15 protein-coding genes are annotated in these 21,810 nt (G+C 47.3%); 3 read left to right on the top strand and 12 right to left on the bottom strand.

The genetic code is table 11. The features are described from left to right. Window positions 1–59: 59 nt before the first annotated feature. Both MHI15_RS15205 and MHI15_RS15210 read right to left on the bottom strand, forming a co-directional pair. Complete coding sequence (locus MHI15_RS15205; RefSeq protein ID WP_341164564.1) at window positions 60–2,219, bottom strand: alginate lyase family protein; 2,160 nt, start codon at window positions 2,217–2,219, stop codon at window positions 60–62. Beyond that, window positions 2,209–3,330, bottom strand: a complete 1,122-nt coding sequence (locus tag MHI15_RS15210) for a glycoside hydrolase family 88 protein (RefSeq protein WP_341144015.1) — start codon at window positions 3,328–3,330, stop codon at window positions 2,209–2,211. Before MHI15_RS15210 ends, MHI15_RS15205 begins: the two co-directional genes overlap by 11 nt. A gap of 259 nt (window positions 3,331–3,589) precedes the next feature. On the opposite strand from MHI15_RS15210, the gene MHI15_RS15215 reads away from it, so the two are divergent. After that, window positions 3,590–4,852, top strand: a complete 1,263-nt coding sequence (locus tag MHI15_RS15215) for a TraB/GumN family protein (protein ID WP_036675660.1) — start codon at window positions 3,590–3,592, stop codon at window positions 4,850–4,852. Window positions 4,853–5,048: 196 nt separating this feature from the next. Here the strand turns inward: MHI15_RS15215 and MHI15_RS15220 are convergent, their stop codons facing one another. Further along, complete coding sequence (locus MHI15_RS15220; protein WP_076141355.1) at window positions 5,049–6,335, bottom strand: Gfo/Idh/MocA family oxidoreductase; 1,287 nt, start codon at window positions 6,333–6,335, stop codon at window positions 5,049–5,051. Between the two features lie 147 nt (window positions 6,336–6,482). Here MHI15_RS15220 and MHI15_RS15225 point away from each other — a divergent pair, with 147 nt between their 5' ends. Further along, window positions 6,483–7,310 (top strand): helix-turn-helix domain-containing protein, encoded by an 828-nt coding sequence (locus tag MHI15_RS15225; protein WP_076141354.1) that lies wholly within the window; start codon window positions 6,483–6,485, stop codon window positions 7,308–7,310. A 159-nt stretch (window positions 7,311–7,469) separates the two neighbouring features. Further along, window positions 7,470–7,673 carry a hypothetical protein gene (locus MHI15_RS15230; RefSeq protein WP_341164565.1) on the top strand — a complete coding sequence of 68 codons (204 nt, stop codon included), beginning with the start codon at window positions 7,470–7,472 and terminating at the stop codon, window positions 7,671–7,673. 280 nt (window positions 7,674–7,953) lie between these two features. Here the strand turns inward: MHI15_RS15230 and MHI15_RS15235 are convergent, their stop codons facing one another. From MHI15_RS15235 to MHI15_RS15275, 9 genes are read right to left on the bottom strand one after another with little or no spacing between them, the layout of a single operon-like run. Then, window positions 7,954–10,173 carry a glycoside hydrolase family 88/105 protein gene (locus tag MHI15_RS15235; protein ID WP_341164566.1) on the bottom strand — a complete coding sequence of 740 codons (2,220 nt, stop codon included), beginning with the start codon at window positions 10,171–10,173 and terminating at the stop codon, window positions 7,954–7,956. 15 nt (window positions 10,174–10,188) lie between these two features. Further along, a complete protein-coding gene (locus tag MHI15_RS15240; protein ID WP_076310670.1) occupies window positions 10,189–11,460 on the bottom strand; it encodes a rhamnogalacturonan lyase family protein in 1,272 nt (423 codons plus the stop codon). Window positions 11,461–11,487: 27 nt separating this feature from the next. After that, window positions 11,488–12,297, bottom strand: a complete 810-nt coding sequence (locus tag MHI15_RS15245; RefSeq protein WP_341164567.1) for a polysaccharide deacetylase family protein — start codon at window positions 12,295–12,297, stop codon at window positions 11,488–11,490. A gap of 21 nt (window positions 12,298–12,318) precedes the next feature. Beyond that, window positions 12,319–13,026, bottom strand: coding sequence for a DUF1961 family protein (locus MHI15_RS15250; RefSeq protein WP_179089391.1), 708 nt, complete (start codon window positions 13,024–13,026; stop codon window positions 12,319–12,321). Between the two features lie 27 nt (window positions 13,027–13,053). Further along, complete coding sequence (locus MHI15_RS15255; protein ID WP_445668004.1) at window positions 13,054–15,690, bottom strand: exo-rhamnogalacturonan lyase family protein; 2,637 nt, start codon at window positions 15,688–15,690, stop codon at window positions 13,054–13,056. A gap of 29 nt (window positions 15,691–15,719) precedes the next feature. Then, entirely contained in the window at window positions 15,720–18,134 is a 2,415-nt protein-coding gene (locus tag MHI15_RS15260; RefSeq protein ID WP_341164568.1) for a helix-turn-helix transcriptional regulator, read from the bottom strand. Window positions 18,135–18,185: 51 nt separating this feature from the next. Beyond that, entirely contained in the window at window positions 18,186–19,772 is a 1,587-nt protein-coding gene (locus MHI15_RS15265) for an extracellular solute-binding protein (protein WP_076220261.1), read from the bottom strand. Between the two features lie 34 nt (window positions 19,773–19,806). Continuing rightward, window positions 19,807–20,691, bottom strand: a complete 885-nt coding sequence (locus tag MHI15_RS15270) for a carbohydrate ABC transporter permease (protein ID WP_076130713.1) — start codon at window positions 20,689–20,691, stop codon at window positions 19,807–19,809. A gap of 17 nt (window positions 20,692–20,708) precedes the next feature. Beyond that, complete coding sequence (locus MHI15_RS15275) at window positions 20,709–21,680, bottom strand: ABC transporter permease (RefSeq protein WP_036675672.1); 972 nt, start codon at window positions 21,678–21,680, stop codon at window positions 20,709–20,711. Between the last annotated feature and the right edge of the window lie 130 nt (window positions 21,681–21,810).

Here is a 21,810-nt window from a genome sequence, read left to right on the forward strand (position 1 = left end):
CGCGCCTCTCTCATGCTCTTTTCTTTTATTCTATCAGCCCGTTGTCCAGTATTCATACATTATCTGATTACCGTGACTTTCTTTTGACCGTCTGCAGAAACCATAAGCACTACTTCTCCAAAAATTTGTACGCCTTCCACTACATAGGAATCTAAATGACTGGATGGAATCTCGTGGCTGATCACGATAATATGCTCCTCATTCCTTTCGGGGAGGATGATGCGGCAGGCCTCCGCCTGTGCAGCAGCCACCGGTTCACCCGTATGGCGGTAAATCGGCACCTGTTCGACCAGCGGACAGAACAACTCACCCGCAGACTGCGGGTACAGCACCTGCATGATCGAGACCGTTCCTTTCCCCTTTCGGGAGTACACAGCATACTGATTGGGTTCCAGCAGATTATATTCGCGGGAGATTACCCCAGCATCAACCCTGCCCTGAAGACCATCAACATGAACAGGAAGGATACAAAGATTGGCTTCCCGCTCATTTTTTGTACGGCATATTAGCGTTCCATCTTCCATCTGAACCGTTCCGGGTGCAAAATGAAAATGCTGGGAAAATGTATGCTCCTGCCGGGAACTGAAGCTGTCCACCAGAAGCCAGTAAAAAGGCTTAATAAATAGGATCCTCCTTAACGGGTAGACCGGATCATCCAAATGACGGTAGCCGTCGTGGCTGCCCTCTACATAATCAAAGTCCGGATGGATGATCCATTGGCAGCCCGTTGGCTTCGCAATCTTAGAGAAGGACCATGTATCCGTGACTTCGGTAAATCCAATTCCGTCCACAGTGGTCGTATTATGGGCAGCGCTTTCTTTTAGCGCTTTTCTAAGTGGTGTATGATCACTATAGTTGTATCTGCCAAGATCGGTAAGCAGATCCCGCCCATAGGCATACAGATCGAAATGTAGCAGATCCGCGTGCCCATGTCCACCCCCAAGTGGTCCGCAGTGAAAATATAGGTACAAATCCTGCTCGTCCCAGCCCGTTCGCATCACATAATGACCGGAATGTGCATAAGAGCGTGACAAGTTTGGCGGTAGCTCCGCATTCAGCCGCTCGTAGCCCTCAACTCCATTTATCCCAAACAACCAGGCATTGTCATAATCCATTTGATCGTATCCGCCAAAACGGAGTACAGCATCCTGAAATAACCAGCCCGCATAAGTCAAAAGCGAACGAATATCGCTGTCATCACTATCGCCAAGCATCGGCTGCCGGTGATTCGGTTTGGCCCAATATAATGAAGCGACAGCCATTTGCTGAACCTTTTGCTGAAATTCTTCCTGAAGCTCCAGTCCGTTCAATCGGGCTAAGCGGATGCAGTCGAGGAAACATACCAAAACCTCATGGTGATAGGTAGGCGATTGCTCCCAGTGGATGCCGTCCGCCATAATCTGAATTCGCGCCGTCTCTCCCAATCTCTCCTCACTGAGCTGTCGCCAGTTATTGGCGCTAGTGAACTCAGGGAAGTAGAGCGCAGTTTGGAACAAACCACAAGTCTCCAGCACCCCCCAGTTGCTGATCTTCTTCCAGCCCGTAAACGATAAAGCTAAATATTGGCCGTGTTCATGCAGAGATATCATCACTTTGGCCAGCAGCGTCGGTGTGAGCAGCGGACTATCCTGTATATAAGACAGCGCTTTAATCCAGTTAGCACAACGAAGGCCCGCTTCAATTGTACGCCATGTCAGCGTATCATTCGTAGGCTTGTCTGGAACGGGGGTACGGTCTATCCAATCTTCAAGCTGGCAGCAAAATGCTCTCGCATAAACCTCTTTACCTGTTATCGCATACGCTTGTCCTAATGCCACCCAGTAGCGGTGGCGATTCAGCATATAAGCCCATTCTACATCCTTGTCCGGAACATGACGCCAGTCAATTTCTTCCTCAAAGGTAACCGGAATGCGGCTGCGCTCCATATCCCAGGGAAAACGAAAGAGAAACGTCTGCTCCACAACTTCATCCGCTGTCTTCATTACAGCTTCCAGCTCGTCTGCACAATAAAGCCGTACATAGTCAATAAGCTGCTTCCGGTTATCCTCTTTCCGCCAGCCCGGCGTGCTCTGTCGGGTCAAATACCGATGTAATTCAGTCAGCGCATCGTCCTGCCGCGCTTGGCTGAGCGCACTCTTCACTAGAGCTAAAGCGGGCAACTCAAGGTTGAGCAGCGCAAAGACGGCATAGGGGGAGATTTGTCTGACATCAGCGTTCATACCAGTACCCCTTGTTGCCTTTTTGCAGCCGCATCAATGCTTCAAGATAGAAATAATCTCCCCAGATCATGAAGTCATCTGGAGACAGATCGCCGCGCACATGGTAAGAACCATGCTTCAGCAGCCCCTCCGCCTCTTCACCGAGCGTGGAATAGTTCTGCACAAGCGAAGTCATCGACTGCACTAATCCCTGCTGAAAATAAGCCCGCTCCGAATCCCCCCCATCCATTAGCTCCAGCAGTTCCTGTAGTCCGGCTGCTACTATTGCTGAGGCCGAGCTATCCCGGTAAGTATCCGGAGATACCGGAGCATTAAAATCCCAGTAAGCGACATGATCCTGCGGCAAATGCTCCAGAAAATAGCGGGCCATCCGCTTGGACGTTTCCAAATACAACGGATCTTTGGTATAGCGGTAGGATAACGCAAAACCGTAAACACCCCAAGCCTGCCCGCGCGTCCAGGTCGATCCGTTAGTAAAGCCCTGATGAGTGGCGCCGCCAATCGGCTCTCCGGTCTTCGGGTCGAAGAAAAACGTATGGTAAGAGCTGTCATCTCCCCGTACCAGATACCGTCTCGTTTTCTCCGCCTGCATGACCGCCACTTCCCTGTATACGGAATCACCGGTCTGTTCTTCTGCCCAATACAAAAGGGGAAGATTTAACAGACAATCAATAATGATCCGCCCGCCTTCCTGAGTATCCCCCTCCGGTCCCCAAGCCTGAATATAACCGCCTGCTGTACGCCAGCGCTTCAGCAGCAGGTCTGCCGCCTGCAATGTCAGTTGACGCGCTGATTCGTCTTTATCTATAATCCACTGGGCTTTAGAGGATAACGAATACAGGAAGCCAATGTCGTGATGATCAAGCACGGTCTTTGCCGCGAAACGGCGGCGGAAATCTTCTACGGTATGGGATGCCGCAATACGGAAGCTGTCATCCCGCGTATATTCATAACACAACCACAACATGCCGCTCCAAAATCCGTTCGTCCAATCGTCGTTGTTATTGAGCTGATAAGTTCCATTCCTGCTGACATGAGGGAAACTGCCCCCGAACCGGTCTATGTTCTTACGTACCTTCTCTATCGCATCTTCAATCGCACTGCTCCACATAAGTTCCTTGCTCCCTTCAGGCTCTTCGTTTCTTACGTTTCATGATAAGGAGAGTGAACAGGATCTAATAGGGGCGATTTTTGCTTTGATGTGCATTATTTTGACTTTTGAATGACGTGAAGTACTGTAAGTTTACTTTCCAATCATAGGCATCAAATCAATATAGTAACAAAAGGTATAACTGTTTATGGGAAAATACGTTAAAATCAGAGAGTGACTTACATCTTTCATTCTTTTTTAGAAACGGAGTGTCCTATTAATGAAAAAGCTAGGTGCATTATTTTTATCCATTTTCATGGTTATGTCTGTCTTTACCACTGCGCATGCTGCTGAAAAGCCTGTCGGTGTATGGATTGATGGAACCGAAATAAAGTTAGGCAATTCTAACCCTGTTGTAGAAAAAGGAACGACCCTAGTTCCTATGCGTCCCCTGCTAGAGAAGCTTAATGTAAATATTAATTGGAATAAAAAAACCCAAACCGTAACAGGGACCAAAAATGGACTGGCCCTCTCACTGACCATCGGTAGCACAACCGCAACGGTAAACGGGGAGAAGAAAAAACTAGAGGTGGCTCCTAAAACCATCAACAATGTCACCTATGTTCCTGTCCGCTTTATAGGAGAAACGATCGGCTATAAGGTGGAGTGGAGTCCAGCGCTGCGCACCATCACTTTTGTGGCCGATACTCAAGCTGCCGGAAGCACCGGATTCTTATGGAAAGTGGAGAACAACGGCAACACCGTCTATCTGCTTGGTTCTATCCATGTGGCTAACGACAAAATGTACCCGCTGCGTCCGGAGATTGAAGCTGCTTTTGAAGCCTCGCAATATTTAGGTGTCGAAGTAGATATCTCTAAGATTGATCAAGCTGAGATCCAAAAGTTTATTTTGGAAAAAGGCTCTTATACAGATGGAACCAAGCTCAAGGATCATGTATCCGCAGATACATATAACAAAGTAACTCAGCTGCTAAAAGCAAATGGTCTGGCGGAAAATGCATTCGATTCCTTCAAACCGTGGGTCGTTACCCAAGGTGTCTCAAGTCTACAGATGCAAGTTACAAGTTATACGGCGGATACCGGCATTGATTTATATTTTTTACAAAAAGCAGGCAAGCTGAACAAACCTATTATTGAACTGGAAAACACACAATTGCAGCTGAATATGTTCGACCAGTTCTCAGATGGATTGCAAGAAAAGCTTCTTGTCGACACACTCGGCAGCCTCAATCAAACGGACAATACTTCCGCAGCAGCTTCGCTGGATGCACTATCCCAAATGTGGATGCAAGGTGATGAGCAGTCGCTCGTAGCGATGACAAAAGCGGTCGCGCAAGAGCCAGAGTATTATAAAGGCCTGGTTTCGGATCGTAACGTCAACATGGTGAAGCATGTAAAAGAATATTTGAATAGTGATAAAAAAGCGACTTACCTTGTCGTCGTTGGCGCGCTGCATATGCTCGGTGACGATGGTATCGTGACCCAATTGCAAAAAGATGGCTTTAACGTCGTCAAACAATAATTGAGTTTTAGCTAAAATAAACAAGGCTGTCTCTTAGTCATCTACGATGATTTTGGAGACAGCCTTTTATTTTCACTTTTTTTAGCTCAATCTAAGAGTAGAAGTTGGCTTAACATGTGGACAGAGCGGAGGGCCCTCCGGGATTCTGGAGAAACGCTCCCTACGAACCCAAAGCCGCTTGTTCATAAACGGGCTACTACAATTTTATTAACTGATCTACCTTAACTGGAAGTCCAGTAGCTATTGAACGATTTGCCGCAATCCCGGTCATAATAGACAACGCTCCGTCCACATGGGATGCTGCACGATTAAAGCGATCCTCCAGCGGACGTTCAAAAATATCACGCAGCATCACAGGATCTCCGCCTCCGTGCCCCCCAACTCCTTCTTCAATCTCCACTTCATAAGGTGCTGCGAAATGAGGGAAGACCGTGATCCGCTTGTCTTTTAACGCCCCTTCATCTTCCTTATTTCCTCCGGCATTTACATAAGACTGTTCGACGACCTTTACTTCCATCCGCCCCTTGGTCCCATTAAATACCACAATGAAACCCTCCCAAGGCAGATAAGCATTAAGTGAATAATTCATAATCGTCTTATTTTTGTATTTGACCATAACCGCCATCGTATCCTCAATGCTGATATTATCACCGAACACACTTTGGTCACGCAGGTAGCCATCCTCATGCTCCGTATCCAGATACATCTGCTTTAACTGCTCATTATCTTTAAGATGCAGGGCAAACGGATCATTTTCCGCCGCACTGCTACCATGAGCACGCTGATAAAACTCAGTCACCCCGCGCTTCTCCGCGTTTTCTCTGCCATAAAATCTTAGATCACCCATCGCATAAATCGTATCTGGGCGCGAACCCAGCCAGAAATTCATCAAATCGAAATGATGTGTGGATTTATGAACCAACAGACCTCCGCTGTTCCGTTTATCACGATGCCATCTGCGGAAGTAATCCGCCCCATGCTGCGTATTTAGCAGCCACTCGAAGTTGACGGAAAGCACTTCTCCAATCGCGCCGTCCATAATGAGTTCACGGATTTTGGTGTTGTGTGGGGCATAGCGGTAATTGAAGGTCACACGCAGCTTTTTCCCAGTCCGCTCAATCGCTTCAAGAATTTCCTGACATTTCTCTTCATCCACTGTCATCGGTTTCTCCGAAATAACATCGCAGCCAAGCTCCATCGCCCGGATAATGTAACGATGATGCGTGCGGTCAATACTCGTGACAATAACCGTGTCAGGTTTGGTTTCCTCAATCATACGGTCAAACTCATGAGCTTTATAGGTAGGAACCGCTTGATATTTATATTTTTCCTCCAGCAAACGGTTCGCATAATCCATTCTTGCTCCATTCACATCACAAAAGCCTACAATCTCAGAGGTTTCACGATAATTCGTGGTGATCTCACCATAAAAAAACTCCGCTCGGCCGCCGGTTCCTACGAAAGCATATTTCTTGTTGGACATCAGGATCACTCCATCACTTATTGATTTAAAAGCGTTTTCTTCTTATAGTGTATAGTATAAAATATATCTTAATCTAAGCGATTCTTAGCAGAAATAACAAAAACTTTGCAAATATTATCCTCATTATCAGAAAGGAGCAGATTTAGTATGGAACAGGAGCCTCAGCCTCCTTTTATAATTGAGCAAATAAAAAGAGCCGGTCCATTCAGCATGGATTCCGACCATTATCACGATACTTATGAAATTTATTATTTACTCGCCGGGGAACGCAGTTATTACATTAACAATCTGATCTACACCTTGCGTAAAGGTGATCTGATTTTTATTAACAAGAACGAGCTCCATCGTACCACCTCTAAAGGCTCTGCAAGCCATGAACGGATCTTAATTAACTTTGAGGAAAGCTTTCTGCAAAAGACATTGGCACATTTCGAGCTGCATTTTCCATTTATGGCTACACAAAGCTTGCTTTTGCGGCCCGGAGTACATGAGCAGGGGGTCATTGAATATCTTCTTTTCAGCATGCTAAAAGAACAAACAGAACCACGGACACAGCAATCCCCCTATCTGCAGACGCTGCTCATCCAACTATTTATTGAAATGAACAGAATACAGGAAATAAGCCGCGAGCCCATTGCCCCTGAGAGCAGTGAGAAGCAGCTAAAAGTCTACGAAATTATCGATTTTTTACAAACACATTATGCTGAAAAGCTTACATTGGAGCGGCTATCTGAGACTTTTTTCATCAGCAGCACCTATCTCTGCCGTGTGTTCAAGCAGACAACTGGCTTCACCATCGTAGAATATCTAAACTACATTCGGATCAAGGAAGCCCAACGTCTCTTGCAGAGCACCAACGCTAAAGTTACGAACATCGCCGAGGATACCGGCTTTGACAGCATCGCCCACTTCGGGCGTGTGTTTAAACAAATCGTTAAACGTTCGCCTTTGCAATATCGCAAGCAAAACCGCTGATCCACAGCTAGAAATCACAACCAGTTCTCTTTGTAGCCGCTCCGTCGATCAAAAGTACCTTATGTGAACTGCCATGGGCATGGGGGCATCGAGGGCATCAGGAGCATCAGGAGCGCCGGGAGCACCGGGAGCACCGGGAGTATCGGGAGTATCGGGAGCATGGGAGCACCGGGAGCACCGGGAGCACCGGGAGCACCGGGAGTATCTGAGCAACAACAATATCTCGTCACTAGATTACCTTTTCGCGCGAACAAAGTTCATGAGGCTATCGGACCCAGTGGACCTTATTCGCAGCATAATCGCTATTTTGGGATTTTATCGGACCCCATAGTCGCTATTGGCATAAAAAGCTACCTATATTAGCCGTTTTCGAAGCAATAACGTCACTGGAGTCCGAAAATGGCCCCAAAAGGCGATAAATCTGCAAATAACGTCATCTGAGTCCGCATAACTTTGTCTAGCAGGAGTAATCGGCGGTTTCGGGGGGCCGGGGGGGCCGGGGGGGCCGGGGGGGTTTCGGGGTTTTGGGGGTTTAAGCAGCACTGTAACGCATAACAAAGAGCAGCGATCCCCACTAATGGAGTATCGCTGCTCAGCTGGCATTTTGTGATTAATACGGTCGTCTCATTCCTCATCATGCCATTCATTTTGCTTCGTCATGTGATTTCATTTCCAAATCTCGTACGAGCCTGTGAACCTCAATTCCGGCCAGCAGCACGATGCCAATCCCATGTGTATCGTTTAATTGCCAGGTCAATTCATCTTTATAATACAGTTTGTTAAACGAATAACCCGAACCGCGGCAGACACCGTAAACATTGCCTTGTTTGTCAATACAATAACGGGTTAAGCCGCTCCAGCCGTTGATTGCAGAGGTTACGTATGACTCTGGTTCCAGCAGCCAGCCGCAGCGTACGCCTCTAGCAAAAGCGTAAATAAACATAGAGGTACAAGAAGCCTCCGCATAGGACTCAGGATCCGTCAACACTTGATGCCATAGGCCCCGCTCATCTTGCAGCTTAAGATAGCCTTTACTAAGCTCGCGGAAATAATCAAGCAAATCAGCTCGCAACGGATGTTGCTCAGGCATAACTTCAAGCAGCTCAGTCAGCGAAAAAATCACCCAACCATTACCTCTGCCCCAAGGCACGCCATTGGGTTTATTAAACTTATAATCATACACATGATGCATAATGCCAAGCTCCGGCTGGAACAGCCGCTCCTTGTAAAGTAAAAACTGCGCCGCCGCATCATCAAGATAAGCCGCATTTCCGGTCATTTCATAATATTTGCTTAGAAATGGCGTGCTCATATACAGATCATCACACCACATCGTCTGCTGCATGAAATCAACTGTGCCACTGGTCCGATACAGAGCTCCGTCAGGCAGCCTGCTCTGCACTTTAGTAATGTAATTGGCAATTTCAGCAGCAGCTTCCGGTGCGCCCTGTAGTGGACGAAGCTTATGTGCTTCCAGCATCGTTGCCCCGAAGGATCCGCAGTCGTCCAGCGAATCCATCAGCGCCAGCTGATGATTGATGCCCGGAGCGCCATAACGTCCAAGGTCCCATAAGGCATATTTATGCAGCCCTGTACATTGCTCAATATGGTGTTGTGCATATTCGGCATAATGGGGGGCCTTAAGCTCTACTCCTGTTCTCAGCAATCCGTACAGGGTTACGCCTAGAGGGTAATTCCAGCGCCCAAACATAACACTCTCCAAATAAGGCCTAACCCAGCTATTCGGTTGGTCCACACGCCAAAAGGTTACTTCATCCGCTTCCCCAAATAAAGTATCCATAGAGGTCAGTTCTAAGACTTTCGGCGCTGCCTCCTTGGTGAACAATCCAAGGTACAACCATGGATCAGTTAATCCTTCAACGGGATATGGTTGCACGAGACTACTCTGAACACCACCAGACCGTACGTCCAGTTCAAATCCCCAATTCCCCTCTCCACAGATGGACTCCACGACGAGATCATGTAGTCCATAACCAAGCTCCAGTTGGATATCAAGCATGCCTTTCACGTTCTGATGCTCAGCTACAAGTTTCCCATTCACATAGATAGAGATTTCAGCCATTCCACGATAGCTACCATGCAGACGAATGTCGTCTTTCTGTAGGCTGTTAACTTCCAGCTTACACCAAGCATACGCCTTGGCTCCCAGCATTTCCCCAAATATGCGTGAACAGTTGCCAGTTGCCTGTTCCTGTGGCGACCATTGCTGTGTCGGAAACCAAACGCAGCGAGCTGTCATTTGCTCTTCAGTGAATTCAGCTTCCAGCCAAGCTGCCCAAGATGTCTGCTGGGGTCCACTATAAATCCAACCTTCACAACCGCTTAACTGCGCCGTTGGAGTAAGAAAGTGTACTGGTGCACCTTTGACACTGCCCGTTCCAAAAACCCCTCCGCAACCTGTACCTGTTGCAACATACTCCAGTACAAGATGGTTCCAGCCTTTATCCATGCTCGCCCGAAAAAACGTCCTTCTGTCCGGAAACACATCATCATTTAGATTGGAGCTAAACACCAGCCGTCCATTTATGTAAACCTTAACTGGACTATAGCAACTAACTGAGAAAGGGGCATCTACCTCATTGTCACTCCACAGCTTTCCCCATACATATACGAATTGTCCTGCCGCTAGCTCCGGCAGTCGTTCTTCCAGATTCATATCGTAACGGCAGTCGCGGAGCCGGTTGAAACCACTCTGCGAATGTACCCGGTACACCGGAGGCTGCGGGGGATAGGCACCGATAAAACGGCTGGCCACTGCGGCCAGTACATTTTCGATTTTGCCCCCATTATATTTGGCAATACAATCAGGATCAGGAAAGTATTCTGGAATATAAGTACTCACTAAGCGTATCCTCCTTCACACCGTTATTTCTCCACCGGGATACAGCGTCGAGTTGTACAATCTTTTAGGCTGAGGTAACGATTTCTCAGAGGCACAGGTACTAATATCTATCCACTCGCTTGAATATACCGTTGCGGACTCATCATTATAAATTACAACCTGTTCCCTGCCACATCCCAGAAGATCGCCGTGAACGGCATAACCTTCCTCCTTGAATTCAGCTACAACCCGCATATGTCCATCGTACAAAGCAGGATATACTCCGCCTCCCCGGCGGTACGCAAGAATATAATCCGGAGAACCCGCTTGCCAGTTGCTCACGGCTTCAACTATAGTCAGCCAACCGTCGCTTGTACGTTCTTCTTTCCAAAGTTCCTTGCCATTACAGTCTAGAAGAAACAACGCATCCTTGCCCTTCAGCCCTTTGCCGTCATCTTCGCGGATCATTCGGTCCAGCCCGGCAACCTGAAGGCCAGGCAGTTCAGGCCGGAATCGGCCTAACGCCAGATGCTGTGACTCGATGGAGCCATCATAACGCCAAAGCTCTTGTCCGTCCCGGTCATACATCACCGTTACGCTTCCGCCGACAACCAGTTCAGGATAGCCATCTCCATTCACATCGCCAACCCAAATACAGTCCGCATGGTCATCAAGATCATGGCAGCTCCATAATAAATCACCTTTAGAATCAAGCAGATCATAACCTGCCATCACTTGATCCTGTCCATTTCCATGAAGATCGTGAACCCACGGATAATGTCCTACATTGCCTTTATGCGTCCATAATAAATTGAAATCCTGATCCATGGCCCACAGTTGATGATAACGGTCCTTCAGAATGATGTCGGAAGCATGTTCTTGCCCTGTTAGATTGGCGATGATAATGCAATCATGTGCATGTTCTGCCGGTAAGTCGTATATGGATTTAACCGTTCCTGTTGAACCTTCAAGAATATGAAACCGTCCATCCATTACACATAATACTTCCAGCGCCCCATCACCATCTAAATCATAAATTTGCGCTGGATAGTCCGAGCCTTGGCTGCCAGCGTCAGGATCGGGTGTGCCCACCTGCCACAGCAGCTTGCCATCCATATCAAAAGCAGTCAGGCATTGCACCTGATGGGGAATATAACGTACATCCTGGCGATTATCCGGCTGAACCAGCAGCATTTCCGCACGTCCATCCCCATTCAGATCGCCAATAAGCATTTTGCAGCGTGGACCGGCAGCGGAAATATCTACTTTTGCCAGCTGATAGACTAATTGTGTGTCCTTCGTTTTCATTAGAATCCTCCTGTCTTCTCTCTTCGATTAGATCTCTGGGAAACGGACGGTTTGTCCGCCTGCTACTTCTATAATCAAACCGTCGATTTCCAGCCAGACAGATAGCGCTCCCGGATTATATACAAAATCCCGAGCAGCGGAGAAAATAAGGGCTTCACAAGCCTTCATATAATGAACGAGTTCAATATTTGTCGCGTACCAGATTTCCTCTAGTCCTCCCACTGCTTCACAGAAGCTTTCCATCAGCTCCCAGTTATTATCGTTATCAAATTCATAACTATGGCCCCACACATACATCAGATATAAATACTGCCGTTTATGCAGCTTCACGAACTGCTCCGCATGCTCCAGCAAATGATCATTATGATGGCAAGTCCCCCGCCATTCCAGCCAATCCTCCGGCAGCCCAAAGCCGCCGCCAGTGGTCTGTACCGCACGGGCATATTCCATGCCTAAATGAGGCAAAAGCTTCTTTATCTCCTTGTTAAAGGAACCGTTAGGATAAGACATTCCCCGTATCGGCACCTGGAGCAGCGTCTCAAAACACTTTCGATCCTCCATAATCTCATGGATGATTTGCTCCTGCGGACAACGGGCCATCGTCGGATGGTGTTGCGTATGAACAGATACCTCATGTCCCTGGTACAGCTCAGTTATTTCATCTGCCGTAATACGATCACCTTCACCCAGCAGGCCAGAATTGAGATGAAATGTTCCTCTAATCCCATGGCGGTTAAATAGTCCTACCAATCTTTCGTCAGCCCGTCTGCCGTCATCATAGCTCATTGTAAGCGCCTTATGTCTGCCTTCAGGGTAACAATAATAAATAATAGACATCAATCTGAAGCCTCCTTCGCATTACTGTCCAAAAACCGTCAGATTTGAGTATTCAGCCATCAGGGGTGCCATCTGTCGAAACCCAATTTTCCCGCCTGTCAGTAGCGGCCCATAGGTTTCACCATCATCTATCCATGTAAAAACCGGCAGTTCATTGATTGCAAAAGACAGCATAGGACCACGCTTCACCACTAACATCCGGTAGGGCTCAGTCATGTCGCTGACGTCCGGAAGCGGATCAGCTGCCTGCGCAACCAGATGAAAACCATAGCTTTTACGCAAATTACAGGTATGAAATTCACGTTCTTCCACCCAACGCCTGCGAAAATACGAGATATGATACGTATCTATCTGCCCGTGATGGTATTGATCATATTCACCCGTACGGCGAGCAAGCGTGGAATCAAATAAATCCTTCCCACCCTCTCCTTTGGCCGCGATAAACAAAATCGCCAACCCCGGCTCACGCAATGGGCGGAAATTCCAAGATACGGCGAGGTCTGCCGGGAACTCTTCTGGACACCAGAGAACGACATTTGCTTGTTGTCCGGCCTCGGCATGGATAGTACTCTCCAGTCTCATTCGCTGCAAAGGGAAGGAAACCGCTCCCGCTCCCTCCATCTGGAATCCAGCGATATCACTAGTTGAAGCGAGGGGATTATGGTAGATTGGTTTCCATGCTTCAGGGATCAAACCACCTATACCCGTGTCCTGCATCGGCCTAGCCATAAAACATTCCTCCCCACAATGAAGCCTTTAATTCGCGCGTTCCGGTAAAGCACTACCGATTAATTCCAAGGCAATGATCGTATTTAAAGACCACTGCGAGGCTTCATTTGTATTCATCCAATCGATCTCATTTAACTCAGTCATATAAGTGACCTGATCAGCTTCCTCCTGTAGATTCACACAACCAAACGGATTCTCCAGCAAAATCGACCAGCACCGCTCTGCCGTCGCTGGATCCTTGCGGTAATATGCTCCATATGCAGCAATGGCTACGCTGAGTACAGGATGCTCAAAACGGAGTTTTCCTGAAATCAACCCTCCTGTAAATGCGTCCTTCTCTTCTTGTGGCAAATTATAAAATACGCCGAACTCAGCCAGCATATCTTCCCAGTCCGGGTCCTCCAGCATTGCCGCCAGCTCGAACCACACCTGCGGACCTCCCATGCTAATCGCTAAATGACGCCCCCAGTTATCGTCGCCCATTCCTGACAATAGGCCAGTTGCCGGATCATAACCATATGTGGGACCAGATAATAGCCGTAAATTTGCCCTTTTGATGCAATCCATGCCTGTTATAATCTTGTCACGATAAGCGGTATCCTCGAACCGCTCCCAGCGGGTCATCCAATTAGAGCTAAAGGCCGCCCAGTCCGGACCCACCCTAACATGAGTCGGGAATTCATCCTTCGGAAAATACGCCCGCATCGGGTCCAGAGTAACTGTTGAATAATCAGCATCCTTTACACTGTCCATAATATCGCCGACCCGCTCGTCTCCGGTCAGATAATAATAGTAGCGATGCAGACCCGCCATGGCGATACGAGCCTCTTTGCAGCCGCAGCCCCAGTGGATGACATTATGCCGCGAGCCTAGTCCGGCGTATTCGCCAAAATGATATACATCTACCTCACTCGTATGCCTGGTCATAGCTTCGGCCATACGGAACACATCCGCTCTCCCGGACCGGAGAAACGTTACCCACAACCACATATTTGGCACCAGCTCGGAATTCTGCCAGGCGCAGCCGCCAAGATCATAGTTCCATACATGTCTGACCGGATCGTAGCTGTGCATGAAATCTCCATAGTCCCAGAATCCATACCATTTGCGCTGCTCGATCTCTTCCTGGTAAAAGGAGATGATCCCGTCCAGCTGATCTTCCAGATATGCCTTGGCTGGCGTGCTCCGATCAGGCAAACTCCAGAAACCAAAAGCACCCGCTTCATGATAATAAGTTGGTTCGCAAACCAGCAATGAAGGTTCTTCAGCTTCTGCCTGCATCCGCTGCAACAATTCATGCCCGGGAGTCTGCGCCGTACACCAGAATGTTAGCTCGCTAGTATTAGCGATACCAAATGGAGTGGCCCGTAATTCTTCTGCACCTTCATACGAGGATTCCACATGTGTTTTCGTATCATAATGCCGCAAGTCCATAGCTGCCGCATCAGGTGACCAGAACCAGACAGTAAGCGCTGCCGCGTCAGTGGCAGTGGAACCAATCTCCATTCCTGCCGGATGCTTACGCCAGAAATTCTTCATCCCGACGGCTAGCCCTCCGCCCTCTGCCCCAACATAACCAAGCCCACCTGCCCGGCGGCCTTCTGCTGCCTTGATCCAAGCGCAGCCATCCTCTGTCCGCTTCCAGATCCCATAATGCTCGGAAGAATCTTGAACCAGCCGAAAGCTGCCCCAAGTAGCGGAGTCATCCAATAAACTAAGGAAATAGGCATCCTCTTCTGGATTAAATGTCACAGCACATCCTGCTACCTGATCGAGGAATAAATCACGGTACCTACCTTTGGTTCGCCGTGTATGCAACGTCTTAGGAGACTCGCTAAACAAGCCGCTATCTCCGGCAAAACGAACATGGCGGTTGTAAAGAGGTCCACGCATCGGCACTGTGAATTCTATTCCCAATCCTTTAATAAAATCCTGCTGTGGATTGCCGTCATAATGAAACGTATGAACTAATCGAATAGACTCCAGCCCAGCATAAAAATATAAACGTAACGTATAGGGAAGCCACTCACGAGCACTGTGCGAAGCTTGGTGAAGTCCATCTAGCTTCACCACTGCGCGAACAGGTCCGTCCTGTTCAAGGATGGCACTTAACGTTCGTCCTGCGAATCGCTCCTCACGTATGCTCAGGGTGCCAGCACCCTCATCTCTCTGTTCACGTATACATACAAGCTCGCCATTACTGCATACTTCGGTTCCTTCCGTGTCCGCCGGATTTCTGCGCACAATACTGCGGATAAGACCCTTCCCCTGCTTGTTAACCGTGCAAATAATAACACCTGTATCTATAATGAAAGCTTCCTCTGTTTCCTGCACAGTTAGTCGCTCAGTCACTTCCGTAGCTGGAGTCGCTTGATTTATTGTCATTGTCACTAAGGAATCCTGCTGAATATCCGAATTTTTGTTTACTGCCGAGTGCGTGGACCATTTGACGCTCCCGTCTGGCCAAAAAGCTGCTGGCCAGCTTTGCAGCGGCACATGCTTTTCGTTCTTCGGCATACTTAAGCAGAGATTCTTTAACGATTCCCTGTCGAGCGCTCCTTTTTTCCAAGGAACCCCCCAGGTAACACCCACATCAATAGCGGGCTTTTTTAGCCAATGCAGGCCAATCGGCAGAGCCGTAGGCACAACAACCATCTCCTTCATACGTTCTTCGCCGCACGTTCTCTTTACTTTTAAAGAGCTTCATTACTATGGCTTAGCTCTCTATAGCGGCTTGGGGTTATTCCCTCTTGTTTCTTAAAAATCCGGTTAAAATAGCTATGCTGATAACCCACTTGTTCAGCTACATCGTTAATTCGCAGCGAGGTATCACGCAGCAGCTCCTTGGCTTTATCAAGCCGTAATTCGGTCAGATAATCGATGAAATTTTTCCCGGTGACCCGTTTGAATGATTTACTCAGTAAAAATGGGCTGATCCCTGTATAATCCGCACATCCATCCAGCGAAATATTATCCATATAATGCTCATTGATATACATCATGGCATGCTCAATCGTCCGTTTGATTCCGGCATCAGAACGCTCACTCAGCTCCGTCAGATACGGTGCGACTACCTTTTCCTGAAACCAGGCAAGGATAAGCTTCGGCTCATGAATTTGCGACAGTGCCGCGTACAGATTAGCCCCTTTGAACAGTTGGTTTGGATGAATGCCTGAGACCATAATGGCGTGCTGAATACTGCCTAACAAATGAAGCATGCCCTGCTGCACATCAATCACTTTTGCCCCATTGGCACACAGTGCCTCCAGAAATTCCTCCAACAGCCGGTAAGCCTCTTCCGCTTCTCCTGTGCGCAGGGCCTGAATCATTCCGCGCTCCAAAGTGAACGAATATTGCGGTTCAGGCGTACTTTGCCCCTCACGATCCAGTAGCTCCATATTAATAATCTGGTTCTCACCACCAAACTGGCGATAACTAGCGGCTTGCTTCGCAGCCTCGAACGCTAGCGGAATACCGGATATCCTTCCAACCGGTGCACTAAACGCCACTGTTACCCTCATTTTTAACATGCGATTAATCGTTCCTGTCAGTTCTTCGCTAAAGGCTTGCACCACTTCCAGCGATGGATTCGCAACGGGTTCGATAAGAAGTAATCCTGCCGTGAGATCATGGAAATTGATAATATCAGCCTGGTTGAAGTGCTCGGCAGACAGTTCTCCGATAATATTGACGGCGGCGAATGATACAAGACTTTCATCACCGTTGCGGAACTTCCCCTCCTGGCTGGAGATGCCTGTAAGCTGAATATAAAGAATAATATAATGACAATCCTCTACTTCCCACTTAAAGCGCCGCATCCGGCTTTGCAGATCCTGCTCAGAATAGGAATATAAATACCCCTGAAACAGCTGATGCAGGAAGCTTTCCTTCACATGTGGAAGCTGCTCGGAAAGAGTGTACTTCAGGGCATGGCTCTCCCCGTGCAAGTTCTGCCAATGCCGTTCAATCAGAATGAACTCATCCTCCCTACTCGCAGCCGCCGCTTGGTCAGGCAACAAAGTCTGCAGCAAACGTCCTATCGGTGAATAGATTTTACGGGAAGCAAACCAAGACAGAATCGCCGCCAGCAGCAAAGCACTAAAGCTAACTAAAAATATCAGTCTTGAAATGAAGACGACAGGTGAAGTTATGCTGGTTATCGGTGAAGCGGACACATAGAGCCAGTCTGCGGAGAGTCGGGAAAACTCACCATAAGTCACTGCATATGTAGCCTTACCCCAGTCGAAGAGAAAAGAGGACTCAAGATTTGACTCATGGTTCGCGCCCCGTTCCACAATCTCATTATGCAATGCGGTAAGTAAGGGAGAATCCTCGGCACTGTCTCCAGCAGATACGTACAAATCCCCCGTCGTCTGCAGCAAAAATGTCTCGCCGCTATTATAAGGTGTCATAGTTCGTAGCATCGCAGCTACTTTCTCCGTATCCATGCGGAGCAAAAGAGCCCCGAAGGGCTTCAAGCTTCCGCCCGGAATATGATGGACAAGCGTTAATTCTTTGACATTTGGTTTATTGGGATCGAATGCCCACTGCGTCCAATAGGTGCTTTGTTCAGTATCAATCAATTTGTCATATTGACCAGAAACCATGCTGGAGTCAATCGTGCCATATTCGGGATTAAATAGTAATGGATGATCTCCTGATAGATAGAGTTCAACGTTACTCGTCATCGTGTTCGAGCCCTGCATCACTACGAGTGTCTTCGTAATATCCCAAGCCCGCTCATGATCCTGAATAAAATCAAGGCCATTCAAGCTGTAATCAAACTTGGGATCAAAAGCCCAATGTGCCAGCATCAGCTCCAGATTGGACAGCTGATCATCAATATTAGCCGCCCGCTGTTCAATCTGCCTGTTATGCATCTGCAGCAGCTCGCTCTCCAGACGTCCCCCTGCCATCCAGTAGACAAGCGCACCAATAATAAACCCCGGAATGGATGACACCACCAGCATAATGATCAGGTTTTTCCGATAATACCGGCCTTTACAGCCTGACCAGCCTTTTGTATAACGCTTCCATTTCGCCACATTTCTCATCACTATGCTCTCACCAGCCGAATCCGATAAATTTGAAGTGCAATCGAACCACATTCGTTTTGCTCCTCAGATCCTTTCCAGCCGGATAAAAGCACTAGGAAGGATCTATTGGTCAGCCTTAGCGTATAATTCGTTCATTTCCTTTACTAAATCATCTCCACCTGTTTTTCTCCATACGTCAAATGCGGATTTCAATTCAGCTTCATCAATTTGTCCTACAATATACTTTATGCGTGCATCGTTAATTACATTGTCGAGTTGAGCACCCTTTTGCGAATATACTGTGGAAATAAAGGCCTCTGCCGGATTAACCACGATCGAAGCTTCATTTGCCTTTTGAACTTCAGTTTGTTTAAGACGCAGCGGCGTTTGTGCTACAGTCTTGGACTTATCCTCAGGAATATAGGCCAATATTTGGTTTAGACCTTCCACTTCTGACTCCACAAGTACAGTGTCTTTGGAGCGTTCAATAAAACCATCCACCATAGTGTAGTGAGTACCTTCCAAACCAAAACCTAACATCGTTTGTAATTCCGGATTATTGATTTGATCTAGAAAAGCCAGTACCCGTTTCAGTTCTTCTTCGCTCTTCACAGATGATTTTGGAATAGCCAGCATGCCCGAGAAACCAGAGGTCGGCAATGTGTGTAGCTTGCCATCCGTACCTGTTACGCCCCCGCTTACATCTACATAATGTTTATCCGGTTCGTCTTTGCCTTCTTTTTCTAGCGCAGCGTGAATTTTATCATCCACCCGGGCGCCTGTATCGACCACATCGACGATTACTCCTGCCTTATTGTTCACGATCGGATCTGTCCATTTGGCACTGTCCATTACAGCAAAGTCGGAGTTGATCAATTTCTCATCATACAGCTTCTTCATGAACTTAAGCGCTTCCAAATATTCTGGATATTCATGCTCAGGCACCAGCTTGCCATCTTGCACGCCCCATTTATTCGGTGTTCCAAACCATAACTTAATGGTATCAAAACCGCTGGCCCACTGGCCGCTCCATTTGACAAGCACCATGCCATACGTATCCTCTTTACCATTGCCGTCTGGATCTTTTTCCTTGAACGCTTTCAGCATATTGTAGAAATCATCCACCGTCTGCGGTGTTTGCAACCCCACCTTCTCCAGCCAATCCTTGCGGAAAACCATACCGTTACGGCCGAGTACACGCCCCCGATAGATCCCGTAATTCTTCCCATCAATGGCCGAGTTTTTCAGAATAACCGGGTTCGCTTGGCTTAAATTCGGATAATCCTTAAGGTAAGGCCCTACTTCCCAGAATGCACCCGATTTGGCAGCGTTCACAAAACTAGAAGCCTTAACATCCCCCACGTAGATAATGGTCGGCAGCTTCCCAGAAGCTAGCGTAATATTAAATTTATCTGCATAAGATGCATTCGGGACCCACTCAAAGTGGATTTTTGTATTGGTCTGTTTCTCCAGTTCAGCAGCAACCGGACTGCCATCCTTCGGATAATTTGTTTTGAATATCGGCAGCATGAGGGTCAGATCCAGCGGGGACTCGCTTTTCTCTTCTCCAGTATTACTACTTCCCTCACTTTTGCTGTTAGAACCTGCAGATTCATTACCTGAGCAACCTGCAACAACAGTTGTAACCATCATAGCCACAAGTAAAAGTAACAACCAGCGCTTCTTTTTTACCGAACGATTAGCTTCCATTATTATACCTCCAAATTGGAATAAGTTAAGTTTGTTATCCTTTAACAGAACCCAGCATCACCCCTTTAGCGAAATGTTTTTGCAGAAATGGGTACACACATAAAATTGGTAGAGTACCTACTACAATAACCGCCATTTTAATCGACTGCTCCGGTGGCTGCACAAAGCTTGGATCCATAGAACTCATATCGCCAGCCGCAGATTGGGATAACATTACGATCTGTCGCAGCATCACCTGCAAAGGCCATTTTGTCGGATCCGTAATATAGAGCAGTGCCGAGAAGAAATTGTTCCAATGTCCCACAGCATAGAACAACGTAAATGTAGCGAGAACCGGTTTGGATAAAGGAAGGACTATCTTCCACAACAAGCCCAGCTCAGAACAACCATCAATACGCGCCGCTTCTTCCATTTCTATAGGCAGCTCCTGAAAAAAGTTTTTGACAATAATCAGGTTAAAGGCGCTAATTGCTCCCGGTAAAATAAGAGAATTGAGCGTATCCAGCAGATGCAGCTCCCGAATGACGAGATAGGTTGGAATCATTCCTCCACCAAACAGCATCGTAAAAATAACAAGGTTGAGTACCAAATTACGGCCCATCAGATATCGTTTTGCCATCGGATAAGCCATAGTTACCGTGAAGAATAAATTAACGACAGTTCCGATTACCGTAACATAAATAGAAACCCCTATACTGCGCATAATCGTATCTGTTGAAAAGATAAATCGGTAGGCGTCAAAAGAAATCGTGGTCGGGATCAGGAATACGGCACGTTTAGTAATTTCCGCATCTGTAGCGAAGGAGCCCGAAACCACAAAGAGGAAAGGGAGAATCGCTACGATCCCGATAATCCCTAAAAATATATAATTGAATATATCAAATGCAGTTCCACCCGTACTCTTGTATTGTTTGGCCACAGCAAGCTTCTCCCTTCTCAATAAAGTCCAGATTCACCAAATTTTTTGGCGATCCAATTCGTCCCGAGCACAAGCGTCACACCGATTATTGATTTAAATAATCCAACAGCCGTGCTGTAACTAAAAGCTCCCTGGGTAATCCCCAGTGCGTATACATAGGTATCGAACACCTCACCTACTTCACGATTAAGAGCATTCATCATTAAATAAATTTGTTCAAAACCGTTATCCAAAATCGTTCCCATCCGAAGAATAAGTAAAATAACGATTGTACTGCGGATAGCAGGCAACGTAATATGCCAAATCTGCCGCCACCGGTTCGCACCATCTACTACCGCAGCCTCATATTGCTCCACATCTACACCGGCCAGCGCTGCCAGGAATATAATCGTCCCCCAACCGCACTCCTTCCAGATCGTCTGGAGAATAATCAATGGACGGAACCAGTCAGGATTAGCTAGAAAGTCTATTTTCCTGCCTGTAAACGTATACAAAAACTCATTTACAGTCCCGCCTTCCGTAGTTAAAAATACATAGCTCATACTGGCCACAATGACCATGGATATAAAGTGCGGAACATAAATCATCGTTTGTATCGTCTTTTTATAGAAGGAAAGCCGTATTTCGTTTAGAAGCAGTGCCAGAATAATCGGCGCCGGAAAAAAGAAAATCAAATTATAAAACGATAACAATAACGTATTGCGCAGCAGCATAAAGAAATCGGGATTCTGGAAAAAAACACGAAAATGCTCAAAACCTACCCATTCACTTTTCTGAAAACCAAGAAACGGCTGGTAATTCTTAAAAGCCAGCAGCACGCCCCACATCGGAACATATTTGAAAACAAGAAAATAAAGGACTCCAGGGAGCAGCAGAATATATAACCATTTATCACGTTTAAAACGTTTCCATCTTCTTACCCGGATATTTCGATAGGTCTGCGGCTTTGGCTGTTGTTCTGCAGTTCCCGGAACTGTTACGTGCTTCATCCTGTTCACCTCCATTTGTCATGTACAGCTCGCGATTACTGTAGCCATGGATTACTGCAATCACCCTTACTGCGACTCCTATTATGCTGCTAGTGATTTTTTCCAGCAATCGGACTTTTTTGAACGCTTT

The sequence above is a fragment of the Paenibacillus sp. FSL H7-0918 genome (genome assembly GCF_038007025.1).
Taxonomy (GTDB): Bacteria; Bacillota; Bacilli; order Paenibacillales; family Paenibacillaceae; genus Paenibacillus_AQ; species Paenibacillus_AQ odorifer.